The 13,819-nt window shown below is 40.8% G+C and carries 10 protein-coding genes; 2 read left to right on the top strand and 8 right to left on the bottom strand.

The features are described 5' to 3' along the window. Positions 1-2: 2 nt before the first annotated feature. Complete coding sequence (locus tag BK009_RS04950; protein WP_100906800.1) at positions 3-977, top strand: biotin--[acetyl-CoA-carboxylase] ligase; 975 nt, start codon at positions 3-5, stop codon at positions 975-977. Positions 978-1,132: 155 nt separating this feature from the next. Next, positions 1,133-2,488: a PIG-L deacetylase family protein gene (locus BK009_RS04955; protein ID WP_100906801.1), complete on the top strand. Its 1,356-nt coding sequence runs from the start codon at positions 1,133-1,135 to the stop codon at positions 2,486-2,488. Positions 2,489-2,740: 252 nt separating this feature from the next. On the opposite strand, the gene rtcA is transcribed toward BK009_RS04955, so the two are convergent. From rtcA to BK009_RS05000, 8 genes are all read right to left on the bottom strand, one after another. Continuing rightward, entirely contained in the window at positions 2,741-3,769 is a 1,029-nt protein-coding gene (rtcA, locus tag BK009_RS04960; RefSeq protein ID WP_100906802.1) for an RNA 3'-terminal phosphate cyclase, read from the bottom strand. 228 nt (positions 3,770-3,997) lie between these two features. Further along, the gene (locus BK009_RS04965; RefSeq protein ID WP_236951037.1) at positions 3,998-5,128 is read right to left on the bottom strand and encodes a TIGR03576 family pyridoxal phosphate-dependent enzyme; all 1,131 of its coding nucleotides are present in this window, start codon (positions 5,126-5,128) and stop codon (positions 3,998-4,000) included. 28 nt (positions 5,129-5,156) lie between these two features. Beyond that, complete coding sequence (locus tag BK009_RS04970) at positions 5,157-5,654, bottom strand: TIGR00288 family NYN domain-containing protein (protein WP_100906017.1); 498 nt, start codon at positions 5,652-5,654, stop codon at positions 5,157-5,159. A gap of 635 nt (positions 5,655-6,289) precedes the next feature. Next, entirely contained in the window at positions 6,290-6,622 is a 333-nt protein-coding gene (locus tag BK009_RS04975) for a hypothetical protein (RefSeq protein WP_100906016.1), read from the bottom strand. A gap of 253 nt (positions 6,623-6,875) precedes the next feature. Next, the gene (locus BK009_RS04980; RefSeq protein ID WP_100906804.1) at positions 6,876-8,462 is read right to left on the bottom strand and encodes a sensor histidine kinase; all 1,587 of its coding nucleotides are present in this window, start codon (positions 8,460-8,462) and stop codon (positions 6,876-6,878) included. A 196-nt stretch (positions 8,463-8,658) separates the two neighbouring features. Then, positions 8,659-12,069, bottom strand: coding sequence for a PAS domain S-box protein (locus BK009_RS12635; RefSeq protein WP_157809707.1), 3,411 nt, complete (start codon positions 12,067-12,069; stop codon positions 8,659-8,661). A gap of 167 nt (positions 12,070-12,236) precedes the next feature. Next, positions 12,237-12,365, bottom strand: a complete 129-nt coding sequence (locus BK009_RS12785) for a hypothetical protein (protein ID WP_255553842.1) — start codon at positions 12,363-12,365, stop codon at positions 12,237-12,239. 92 nt (positions 12,366-12,457) lie between these two features. Continuing rightward, positions 12,458-13,672, bottom strand: a complete 1,215-nt coding sequence (locus BK009_RS05000) for a cation:proton antiporter (protein WP_100906805.1) — start codon at positions 13,670-13,672, stop codon at positions 12,458-12,460. Positions 13,673-13,819 lie beyond the last annotated feature (147 nt).

The following is a 13,819-nucleotide window of genomic DNA, read 5'->3' on the forward strand; positions in this document are numbered from 1 at the left end:
CCATGCATGAAAAGCAGATTTTGAAGACACTCCATGCCCAGAAGGGTGAGTATGTATCCAGTGACAATTTAGCTTCCAAGATGGGTATCTCCAATGCCCAGCTTTCTGATGAAATCCAGAAACTTCAAAATGATGGTTACCGGATCGATTCATCATCGGAACGTGGTTATCGTCTTATTAAAACAACCAACCGGCTTTTACCCTATGAGATACAGTTAAACCTGACCACCAAATACATTGGCCAGGAAATATATCATTACTCCGAGGTGGATTCCACCAACAACGTGGCCAAAGAACTGGCCGAAAAGGGAGCAGTGGAAGGAACCATTGTAATAGCTGAAAGTCAGCGTAGGGGTAAAGGTAGAAGGGGTAAAAAATGGTTATCACCATCTGGTGGGGTTTGGATGACCATTATACTACGGCCAGATATTCCAACTTCACAGGCACCCCTCTTAACCCTTTTAACTGGAGTGGCAGTTGCCGAAACACTGACCCATGAATGTGGGCTTGATGTGGGCATAAAATGGCCCAATGACATATTGATTGGGGATAAAAAGGTTTGCGGGATCTTAACTGAAGCCATTGCCCGTAAAGGTGGATTGGACTATGTGGTGGTGGGTATTGGCATTGATCTTAACGTTGATGTGGATGAATTCCCACCAGATCTGCGTAAAGGGGCCACATCCCTCAAGAATGAGCTTGAAAAGGAGATTCCAGGCGAAAAGCTGGTACAAAATTTCCTATTGAACTTCGAAAACCTTTACCAGAACTTCAAAGAAGGACAGCTCTCTGAAATCCTCAACCAGTGGCGGAGTCTCTCCACAACCATTGGTTCTACTGTGGAAGTTAAAAAGAGAGGGGGAACAATCAGGGGAGAGGCTGTGGGCATAACCAGAGATGGGATCCTCATTCTGGAAATGGATGATGGAAGTCTGCGGAAGATTATTTCAGGAGAATGCACCCATTATAAGAGATAAACACTCGTACTGACCTACTCCAACTACTTTTTTTTTAGTGAATTGTATTTTTAAGGGTTGACCACGATAAGGTTGAATCAAATTTAAATAAGTTTCTTAATGAAAACTAATTACATGGGTTAACTATTTTATTGATCGAATTAAAGGAGTTTTACATGAAGTTGAAATATAAGATAATGTTATTATCAGTTTTGATTGTTACTTTAGCTTTTATGGCTTATTCATACTCACAAATCCCTTTTTATACCCAGGAATATCCTGCAGGACCCTCCCTTAATACTGGGGACCGGCTGCTGATTGTGGCTCCCCACCCTGATGATGAGGTAATTTGCAATGGCGGAATAATAGGTTATGCAGTGGAGCACCATATACCGGTTAAAGTGGTGGTGGTGACTGATGGTAATGATACCAAAACTTCACCCATCACCCGCCATGGTGAAACTATCAACGGGACGAAAATACTGGGTTTAAATGAAGAGGATGTAATATTTCTAGGCTACAATGATGGTAGTTTAAGGAGCCTTTTGAATGACTACTGGGATAATAAGAATCCCTTCACTGCTCCGGATGGTTCTAAACAGATTAACTATCCCTATGCCCATGAAAAAAATGCCAGTTACAGTGGCAGCAGCCTTACCAATAATCTGAAAACCATAATAAACGAGTTTAATCCAACAATTATCGTTTATCCTGGTGGGGATGATGAACAGTTTGATCATCAGGCCACCAGTGGCTTTATTGAGCACGCCACAACCCAGACCGGATACAATGGCAGTAAATATACTTATCTATTGCATTTACCCCCTAACTGGCCCAGTCCACGGAGTTACTATCCAGAATATTATCTAGTTCCCCCCAAGCAACTGGTGGGGATGGAGAATGGTCCGAAATGGTCAGTGTTTAATCTCACCACCCACCAGGAGCGTTTGAAAGAGGAATCATTGCAGGCCTACAGGACCCAAATTGTCCCTTCATCCTATCTATTATCATTCCTACGTAAAAATGAGTTATTCGCGGAATATTCTACCATTAATGTATCCAGAAACAATGCGAACATCACCGAACAGGACTATGCCCGTGGTTTGCAGGTTCCACCAATACTATTTGTTGATGCTGCAGGTGATGGGAAATATCATGGAAAAGAGGAACCCTGGGATATATTATCAGCAGGAATGGACATCAACAAGGAAAAATCATGGATATCCTTAAAAACAGTGGGTAAACCCGTTTCGAGTGCAGTGTACAATGTTCGTTTGAATATTTTCAATCCAGAGGGAACTCAACGGGTGAAAATATCAGTTGATAATGGTGCTGCCCGTCTAGAGAGGGAGGGAATTGGTACCTCAACCAGTGAAGAAATCCCCCTGATAATCAAAAACAATACCATGATTATGGAAATACCTTCCAATCTCTTTAAAAATAATCCCTATTTCATTCTAAGTATTGATGCCACTAAATCTGGGGCAGTTCTTGACCAGACACCCTGGAGGGTAGTCAAAGTCCAGCCGTAGGGGGAAGTAGTTTTCCCCCACCCGTAGTTAAGTATCTTCTTTAAATGTTATTTACTCACTTTACTCTATTTATTATCATAATCATTCTACTTTACACCAATTTATCAATAAAAATCAGGATATATCTATTAAAAATCAATTTATTTCAATTTAAAATCGAGTTATTCAATTATTGAGTAAGTTCATCAAATATCAAAAAAATCCTACCCAACTGTATATATATTGTAAGGCTTGATCTGGTTAACTTATTTCCTATTCAACAGTAAGGGTGGTTACCTCTCCCAAACCACCATCTATATGAAATTTTTTTCCAGTGAATTTCTCGGTGGCGTAGATATTGGTCAGGGTGTGCTGGGTAAGGTGGGAGGTTCGAACAGATGAGGAGCCTGCCAGGGCCAGGTAGGGAATGATCTGATCACCCATATACTGATCCACAGCTGCCCCCCTGGATAAGCATGATAATATTCCTTGGGCTGCTTCCTTTCCCACTATTTCTGCCCTTTTACCAGGTTTACCCAGTGAACTGGCCCCTACACGAGGAATCTTCCGCCCTTTAACCTCACTCCATAGTACCAGACCAGAACCGGGACTTGAGGTATTGTTATCGGTTTTTATTTCGATATTACTTTCATAACCTGCATTGCGGATTGTTTCCTCGGCTGTCCGGGCCTGTCTAATGGAAACATGTGATGGAAGTTGGGAGGAATAGGATATCCCTTTTATGAAATCTACTTCCAGTTCATGGAGTTTTAAGGGATTCAATTTTTTCACCGGTTCTATGCAGGCTTTTAACACACCCCCACCACGGGGATAGTATCCACGCTGGAGGAGTTCCAGGCTAATGGAGATACCCATGGCTTGCAGTACTGGTAGGGTGACCTGTTCCATGTAATCCACTGGTGGCGCCCACTGAACATCTGTACCACCTTTGATCATGATTTCAACACCCTGGTCTGTGAATATGGATGGTATCATTAATGCCTGGAGTATCAACGTTATGCTACCGGCAGTTTGAATATCCACCTCCAATTTACCTCCGGTTAACTGGCCTGGAGTGAATGTAATCTGGGTTGAACCCAATTCCAATCCCTCAACGGTTGCTTTGGAGATTTTTCCCAGGGTAATGGCTGCCTTCAGGTGTTGGGGCATTAAACCTGGTTTGGGCCGGTTGCTGCGGATGTCTCGGATGGTGAAGGCCTTTCCAGTGACGGATGAAAGTGCTGTTGAGACCCTTAAAAGAGCGCCCCCTCCCTCACCATATGATCCATTGATTTCTAACATTTGTGAGCATCCACGTACCGTTTTAAATTTTATAATGAAACTTTACTAATTTTAAACCAGATAATATAAAAAAAAGCATGGGAAAATAGAGGTAACCCTGAAAAATTAGTTCCTGAAGATTGTTCCCCAAAATAATTACCGAAAGATTATTCTCAGTTCCTGAAGATCATTTCCCAAAGTTGTTCCTATTATATTGGAAATTAGGTTTTATTTACTAGAAATTAGTTTTTATTCGTATAATACACTTAGACTGGCTTCTTCATCAGGGATGATTTCTCTCACAACTTCAAGTGATTCCTTCAGGGCCTGGATTATTTGGTTATCATCCACTCTTTCTGCATCTTTACTGGAAATGTCCAGGCGAATGGTATCAGAAACTCCGGGCATTCCCACTGCAGGGATGGTAACCATGTGATGTTCCCTTAAAAGTACCATAGCCATTAAAGTCGCTAGTTCACGTTTTGTGAGATTATCATTCCCTTCAGGGGTGATTTCGTTTTCAAGGTTTGCAGCAGAGATCATGAAGCCTGTGGGTGTTTTTTCCACTCCTTTGAAAACATTCCCTGCTATTTTATGAAGTTTATCTCTTCTTTCCAGAGAATCTAAAATTCTTTGGGGTTTGAAATTCTCCAGAGCCCTTACTATGCCTGCTACAATTGGTGGTTGGGCTTCCAGTCCAAACTGATGTGCCTTGTCCTGTATCCGGTCAATTAAAGAACTATTTCCCGCCATTAATCCTGCCCGGGGACCGTCCATTAACTTATCAGTACTGGTCACCACCAGATCCGCACCCATATCCAGTGCACGGGGCTGATCATAGATTACAGTACGTATTCGTGCTCCTGAAGCATCATCAACCATCACTGGAATCTGTTTTGCGTGTGAAATCTGGATGATCCTATTAAAATCAGTTAAGGGGAGTACCTTGTGATCCATTGTTGATCCGGTTATAATCACCAGGGATGTTTCATCAGTAAGCTGGAAATCCTGTAGATTATCAAATTCCCGGTAGGATGCACCCTGCAGTTTCACACTGCGGGGGATAGAGGGGTGTGAGGGTAACTCTGGCAGGTAGTGTATTACCTCTTCGCCAGGTTTTACCAGGGCCAGCAGGGTGGCCAGTATAGCTGCACTGGTGCGGTTGAAGGCAGCCACTTTTTCCCCGCCCAGGTGTTGGGTTCCTTCCTTCTGGAGGTTGGAAGAAAAAATGGCCGGACCAGAATAGGTTTCCAGGAGGTTGAGATCCGATTTTTTAACTGGGAATCCTCCGGCTAAACCCGAAAGGTCGTATAAACTGGATCTTCCCTCTTGGTTCAGCAGGGCGGCAATGAATCTTAAAGCAGCTTCTCTTCTTTTCATTTCATCCCGAGAAGAACAGATAAGCATTTCATTCGTCCTTGGAATATTTTTTATGATCTTCTGCCTTCAGAACGATAGCATCATCTGCTGAGTTCTGCAGGGCAGCGCTGAAACCAGGTTCGGCCCCAATTACTATGGTTTCTTTCCCATTCTCTTTAGCCTTATTGATTATGGGTAAAAAATCAGCATCACGAGTCATAAGCGCTACTACATCAATATTGGGATTGTAGATTAGTTCCATGGCTTCAACTGCCATGTAAACATCAGTGTCTCCAGCCACCACAATGGGGGTGAATCCCTGGTTCACGATGGCTTCAATGAGTTTGTCTGAGGCATACTGGTTCAAGAGAACCTTACCCACCCTCATATTACCGTATTCAGCCATTATCTCCCTTACCAGATCTAAGTTAAGGCTGAATTCCTTCCTTAGCATGTTAGGGCCATCTACCAGGAGTCCGATATTTTTGGATCCTGATTCTGACTTTCTAAGTGGGATGTAAGAAGTTAATTTTTCAAAACTTCGCATTTTTGTCCTCCAAGATGTGGCAAAAAATAGTCTACTGTGGTGGTGAGTTTATTATACTTATTAATATTGACCCCAATGAAGGTATCATAAAAAACCATTTTTTTAAAGGAAATATCTGAATATTATCTAAAGTCAATAATGACCACCAGTTGACAAAGACCTAATATTAACCCTTTAGAAGGTAATTAGGCTGTATATTTTTACCATCTTATTTAGATTATTTGTATATCTATAGATTTTTATATATATTAAACTTTGCAAAAATAATTTTCCCGGTTTAAAATTCCTCCTTGAAAGTTTAGAGTAATTTAAAGGATTCACATGAAAAAAATATACTCGAAGCTATCTGACCCTAATATAATAAAATAATGGAGAGGATGGTTATGGGCTTTTTATTACTTGGGCTTTGATAGAGGATATATGTTCCCCAGCCTCTTAAAAGACCATCTGCCCAGATATACTCTAAAATACAATCTACCACATGGCTGTGAAGACCATAACCCTTAATATCCCCTAAAATACCAACTAACCATATACCTCTAGAGGACTTTCACCATTTATACTCCCTAGAATACTATTACCTTTAATAGTCTCTGGAACTATCTCCCATTTAATATATTATAACCCGATTAGTTTTACTCCACTTCCAGAGTAAATGCATCACCAAAAAGATCTTTTATAACCGGGAGATCTTCTTCAGGTATGTTTATTACTTCCACATCAGACATGTCCCGGAAGTAGTACTCTGCATTGGCGATTTGACCCTCATCATTCATGTAAAGATACAGGCCATCCACGAATTCCTCCGGATTTTGAGAGGGAAGGAATATTTCGAAACGAATAAGGACTTGTGAGCCGGGAATGTTATCTTGAAGCTCCTTTTTTTTCTGTTCATCCTGCAAAGCTGCTCTAAATTCTTTCATCCGGGAATTAAGTTCCTTCAGTATTCTTTGTTCAATGTTACTCATGAATTCACCTAATTTTTTATTTAATACAGGGCTTCTATTACTTGTTTATTTATACTATTTTATTGGTTTTTTTGCCTTAAATATAACTGGAAGTGGATTTATACACTTCAAGAATTAATAGAAAATAATTGGGCGAAGTATTAATAGTTTTTCCTTGTGGGATATAATCCTCATCCAATTAGCCACATGTATTAAATTTAATGCGCCGGAGAAAGTCTTGAAAAAAATATGATAAATGTATAAACAACTTCTTTTATTTGTATACGTACTTCTTTTCCTTAAATTCAATGGTGAATTGGGTTCCTTTATCCTGTTTAAGTTCCATCTTCCCATCGATCTGATCGGTTAGTATGTTCACCAAACGCAACCCCAATGATTTAGTATTTCTGTAGTCCAGGTTCTCAGGAAACCCCACACCATCATCAGCCACTGTTAACTGGTAGTGTTCATTTTCCCCCTGGAAAGCAATATCTATCCTGCCACTTCGATCATTGGGAAATGCATGCTTGAGACAGTTTGATAGGAGTTCATTCACAATGAGGCCCAGAGGAATCATGGTGTTGATATCGATCATCACATCCTCCAGATCAAAGTTAAGCTCAACACGATCCTGGGCAATGGCATATATCCGGAAAAGATCACTGGCCAGAGTTAAAATGTAATCCCCAATATTAATGCGTTTAAGGTGGCTTGACTGGTAGAGCCGATCATGAATGAGTGCCATGGACCGGGCACGGTTCTGACTGTCTTTGAAAACATCAAGAACCTCTTTATCAGTTATATAACGAGATTGAAGGTTGAGTAAACTGGATATGATCATAAGGTTGTTCTTAACCCTGTGGTGAATTTCCCTTAAGAGCATCTCCTTTTCTTCAAGGGAGACCTTAATCTCTTCTTCCATTTTTTTACGTTCGGTTATGTCCCGGGCTATGGATAATGATAATTTATCCTGGTTAAGGGTGAAAATATGAGTGTTGATCTCCACTGGTATTTTACGACCATCCTTGGACATTAATGTAGTTTCAAAGGTGATTTTGTTCTCTTTAACCCGGCCGGCCATTCTTTTAGACTCATTAAATGATTTTATATCCTCAATATCACGGGGTGACATGTTAAGGAGTTCTTCATGGGTGTATCCCAGTATCTGACTGGCCACACTGTTAACTTCCACGAACTTCCCTGACACTCCATCTTCTGTGAGCTGGTGGAGGAAAATAGCATCGTTGGCATTGTTGAATAGTTTACGGAATTTCTCCTCGCTGGCCAGTAAGGCTCTTTCCGCGGTTCTGTTTTTAAGCGCCACTGAAGAAAGGTTTACCAGGGTTAAAAGGGCTTCCGGATCTTCCAACTTCTCCTGAGCATCCAGAAATATGGTGGCACTGCCATAGATCTGCTCATCCCACTTAAAACCAGTGGTGTATATTTCACCAGTACCCAGTAGTTCTTGAATGCGTTGACATTCCTCTATAGATAGCTGACCTCCCAGTGCTGAGTAAAGACCACCTTTAACCCGGTGTAACTGGTTTTCGGAAAGTGCTATTCTAGCACTTTCAGATAGGGAGCTCCATTTAACAGCCAGATCAGCCAGGTAATCATTGGTAAAGTTTTCCTGAAGTGCCTGTACCTTCTGTGGATCACCATTCACACTTTTGATACGGAACACATTCAAATCAATTTCATAGGTGGAGATGAACACCAAACTCCCACCAACCATTTGTCCTATTTTCTCTCCAATGTAGTGGTAGATATCCTCTTCCAGGGGTAATTCCAAAAAATCAAAGGCAATTTGTGATAAAAATCCTTGACAATCAGATGAGAATTTCCAGTATTTGTTTTCCATTTTCTTTTCCCATGGTGAAGTTCTGTTGATAATTGGTTAACTCCCCCACCTATCTACAACTAATTTAAAAACTGCAAACGCCTTTCAGCCTATTAGAAGGATTTCTCACCTTCAGCCTTATTGGAGAATTTTTCCCCTTCAAAGTATTAGAATATCCCCATAACATATTAGGTTATGGCAGGGTGAGAATGTTACATTATTTACCGTATTTGACTTCTTTGAAGGTGATGGTGAATTCAGTTCCCTGAGAGGTATCCAGTTCAATCTGGCCATCAATTTGTTTGGTTAAATTGTTCACCAGTTGCAGTCCCAGTGAATCCGTGTTACGGTAGTCCACATCCTCAGGGAAGGATATTCCGGTGTCCCCCACCTTTAACTGGTACTGGTCATCCCTTGAATTGAAATAAATGTTTATATCACCTTCCATCCCTTCAGGGAATCCGTGTTTAAGGGCATTGGATATGAGTTCATTAAGCATCAGCCCCAGTGGAATGGAGGTGTTGATGTCCATCATAACATCCTCCACATCGATGTTGAGGTTTATACGGCCAGAACTATCAGTGTAGGTTCGGAACAAATCATTGGCCAGGGTGCGGATGTATTCACCGAAGTTGATCCTCTTAAGATCAGTGGATCGGTACAGTTTCTCATGGATCAGGGCCATGGAATTGGCCCGGTTTTGACTTTCCTTGAAGATGCCTAAAGCCTCTTTATCCTTAATGTAACGTGATTGCAGGTTCAGGAGACTGGCGATAATCATCAGATTGTTCTTAACCCGGTGGTGGATCTCTTTGAGGAGCATTTCCTTCTCCTCTAGTGATTGCTGTATTTCTTCTTCCATCTTCACCCTTTCGGTGATATCTCTACTCACCGCAAGTAAACCACTTATATTCCCCTCATCATCGGTGATCATATTTGCTACCACCTCAGTGGGAACTGTGCCGCCATCTTTACACACCTGGTCAACCCGGAATATCTGCATTTTAACCGATTCATCCCCTGAAAGGAAGGCCTGAACCTTCACTGGTAACCTTTCCACAAGGTACTGGTATGATTCTGGGGTTAGTATTTCTTCCAAGGACTGGTTTAAAACTTCTTCCACAGTGTATCCCCTTAACTTGTAGACCGAGGGGCTTACATAGGTGAATTTTTGAGAATCAAAGTCCATTAACCAGATCACATCACCAGAATTCTCAGAAAGTAAACGGTACTTCTCTTCACTTTCCTTTAACGCAATTTCTGCCTGTTTACGTTCGGTGATATCCCGTAAAATGAAAACCATAAATTCCAATTCACCATTATCGTCATATATTAAAGAAACTGTGTAACTTCCTATCCATGATTCACCAGTATCGGTCTTTCTGAGAATAACTTCATAATCATGGATAGTCTCACCATTTAATGCCCGCACTCCTGGCCAATCATCGGTTGAAAGAGGCTTTCCTTCAAGGGAACAGAGTTCAAATAATTCATAGTAATCGGAAAGCTTGTCCATGAATTCTTCCCTGGTCTTGAAGCGATGGAAATCAACTGCTGCATCATTGCTCATGAAAAATTTACCATCTTTATCCATGATAAGAATGGCATCACTCATATTGGACAGGATAGCCTCCATCTGGGCGTTTCGCTCACGTAATGTTTTCTCAGCTATTTTGGCAGCGGTAATATCTTCTAAGGTGGCGTAAACACTGGAAGGTTCTTTATCACCTGACTTGAACTCGGGAGTGGAATTAATATTTATCCAGCGATATGAATCATTAGAAGGATTGAAAACACCCATGATCACGTTTTTAATCTTTTCACCGGTTTTAAGTGAAATCATGGCAGGATGGGTATCACCCGGGAAATCAGAGCCATCTTCATGTATGGATCTCCATCGGGGGTCGGTGGAAGTTCTGCCCTGCATTTGATCCATGGTTAATCCCAGTATTTCCTGTGCTGCAGGGTTGGCAGATGTTATGTAGCCGTCCTTATTTTGATAGACCACTCCCTGAGCCATGGTCTCGAAAAGGTTCCTGAATTTTTCTTCACTCTTCTTCAAGGCCAGCTCTACCTTTTTACGTTCAGTGATGTTTTCAAAAACTGCCACAAAATGTTCAGGTTTCGGGCTGAAGACCGATATATTCAACCAGATCTCCAGGGGTTTAAAATAGGTTTCTATAGTCTCAGGCACCCCCGTGAGGGTGACCCTACCATAAACTTCAAATAGTTCCGGTTGTGCTTCTATAATTCCTGGAATGGCTTCTGTAACTTTTTTTCCTTCTATGTCCTCTAATCCAGTGAGTTGGTAAAAGGCCTGGTTAACATCGATGTATATCCAATCATTGGGCTGGCCATCATCATCAAATAACATCTTGCAATATGCAAAGCCTTCCATCATATTTTCAAAGAGGGTTCTGTATTTCTTCTCACTTTCCATCAGGGCCTTTTCCGTTTTCCTGCGTTCAGTGACATCCCTGGCTACTGAGATAGTAACATCCTGTCCCTGTAGCTGGAATATATGCATGGCCACATCCACCGGTATTCTCTCACCATCCCGGGTGATGTTGGTCATTTCCAGATTAACGTAACCATCTACATGGAGCTTATTCAAATTTTCAGGCATATTTTTCCCATCTTCAGAGGATAATATGTCCAGGGGGGATAGTTCTAAAAATTCTTCACGGGTGTAGCCCATTGTGTCCAGGGCAGCCTGGTTTACTTCAATGAATTTACCAGGTCCCTCTGGGTGCATAATGTTTAGTGTAACCATATCATTGGCATTGTTGAATACTTCCCGGAATTTCTCTTCACTTTCCTTCAGAGCTGATTCCATCTTCTTACGTTGGGTAATGTCGTGGGCCACATGTACACTGCCTATTAACTGACCGCCAACAATTATGGGTGATACAGAAATTTCATATTCTCCGTGGAAATTATCCACAAAAGCATCCTTATAATGTTGCTGGCAATCCTGGAGCAGTTTCTCGTGGGGGCAGTAGGACGGTGGCTCATCAGTATTATGAACCAGTTCAAAACATTTTTTACCAACTAGTTCCTCCGGTTTCATGTCAAGGGCCTGGGCCATTGCCAAATTAACTTTCATTATATTATGGTTTGAATCAATGAGGGATATTAAATCAGGTAAAGCATCGAATGTTACTTCCCATAATTTTTCAGCCTTTTTTAAGTTTAATTCGGCCTTTTTACGTTGGTTTATGTCTTCCAGTGTTTCCAGAACACCAATAACATTTCCTTCATTATCTTTGATCTCGGCAGCAGTGAAGGCCAGCCAGGTACCTTTTTCACCCACATTGGGAAAGAATTCCTCAAAAGCAAAGGCATTTTCCACATATTCCGATTTTTCACAGCCAGGATACCATTTGTTAACACCATCCTCATCACCATCAGCGAGTAAATCAGCCATCAAGGGTTTATCTGCATGGTATAATACTGTCTGGTGTTTATCTGTTCCTAAAACTTCACTGGACTTGATTCCAGTGTATTTTTCCAGGGCCCTGTTCCAGGAAATAATCTCGTGTTCCAGGTTAATAATGAATTGAGGGATGGGAGAACTATCAATAAATGCACTAGTAAAATCATCCCATCCTATGCTCTTTTTTTCCATTAATACACCCCACTAATTAGCTAAATAAAACAGGTTAATCCCCTAAAAATGTCTGACCTTCAGAACTCTAGTTCTTAAGATGTTCCTTTTATACTGAATTATATTTTTGTTTGTCAAAAAACTTATAATTTTGCCTTGGATTGATAAAAAATGAAAAGTGGATCTACTTATTTTGATTGGTCCCTTACCCTTTCATCCCGGTAAGCATGATAAAAGACATAGGTAATTCCCACAATTAAGGACCCCATAAATAGTCCGAATCCCAAAATAACTGCAGTGATAACATTAAAGATCATAAATGACTTTAATATCGCCCAATTGAGCGTATTTCATTAAAAGTTTCATTTTTTTTAGGTTTTCATCTCTAAGCCTCCATATTTTAAAAAGTTTAACCCTTAATCGCATTTTCATCAACTTTAAGTGCTTTTTCACCATACACACTAACCCCAAATGCACCTAAAGGTGCGGTAAATAGTATGGCAATTACAGCTATGGCCAGGATCTCCTGTCCAGATGCAACACCCATGGAAAGGGGAATAGCGCCAATTGCTGCTTGTACTGTGGCTTTAGGCATGTATGCCATTATACAAAATATTTTTTCCTGCAAATCTAGATTTGAACCTACCAATGACACATATACTCCTATACTACGTGCTATTAAGCCGACTATAATTATGGTTAAGCCAACAACTGCAAATGATGCAGCTAAGTAGATATTTACCTGGGCTCCCACCAGAACAAAGAGCAATATCTCGGCAAATACCCATATTTTATCGAATTTACTGGAAATCTGCGTACCCAGTTCGGGCATTTTCTGCAGTATTACAAAACCGATTACCATAACCCCTACCAGGGCAGCAATGGGAACAATACTACTCAAAACATCTCCTAAATTCTTTAATATGATGGCTGATGCTAATATTATCAGTGTTTTCTCGGTATTGCGTATGTTGAAGTGTTTAAAGAGGTATATCAGGATAACTGCAATGATCAGCCCAAATAATATCCCTATAATGAATTGTAGGGGAATGCTGAGGACTGTCATTAGGTAGTTTACCTGTTGGCCTCCGTATATACTAAGAAATATTGAGAATATGGTTATGGAAACCACATCATCCACCGAGGCCCCGGTTAAAATGATAAGGGGTATTCCTTTACTGGTTCCCATTCTTCTCTTGATGAATGAAAGCATCTGGGGTACGATAACTGCAGGAGATACCGCTGCAATTATGAACCCCAGCATACCCGCCTCAACAATAGGCAGACCCAAGAGGTAGTGGGATACGAACATCACAGTGAGCCCTTCCACCACATCGGGGATGAAACTCATTTTAATAGCAGACATTCCTACCTTACGCAAGCTATCCATGTGGATTCCGAATCCTGCCCTTAAAAGGATTATAATAAGAGCTATTGCCCTTAAATCTCCAGATATATTTAGTATGGCCTTATCAATTAAGTTCAATCCATAAGGACCGATTATTATACCTAAAATGAGCATTCCAAGTAATCCTGGGAGCTTAATCTGTTTGAAGAGCTTACTGAAGAGCAAACCCAGTAGTATTATAATGGCTACGCTAAAGGCAACATATTGAAATTCCATTTAGATCACTCCCAATCTTTAAATAGTTAGTTTGGGGATGTTCCCTAACAAGTGATCAACTAGAGTGGAATTCAATTCATCATAATAGGGGTATTTAAAAATAGTATTGCATATTGGGGTTTTTTTATTTAACATTTACTTTTCCTC

The organism is Methanobacterium subterraneum (genome assembly GCF_002813695.1).
Taxonomy (GTDB): domain Archaea; phylum Methanobacteriota; class Methanobacteria; order Methanobacteriales; family Methanobacteriaceae; genus Methanobacterium; species Methanobacterium subterraneum.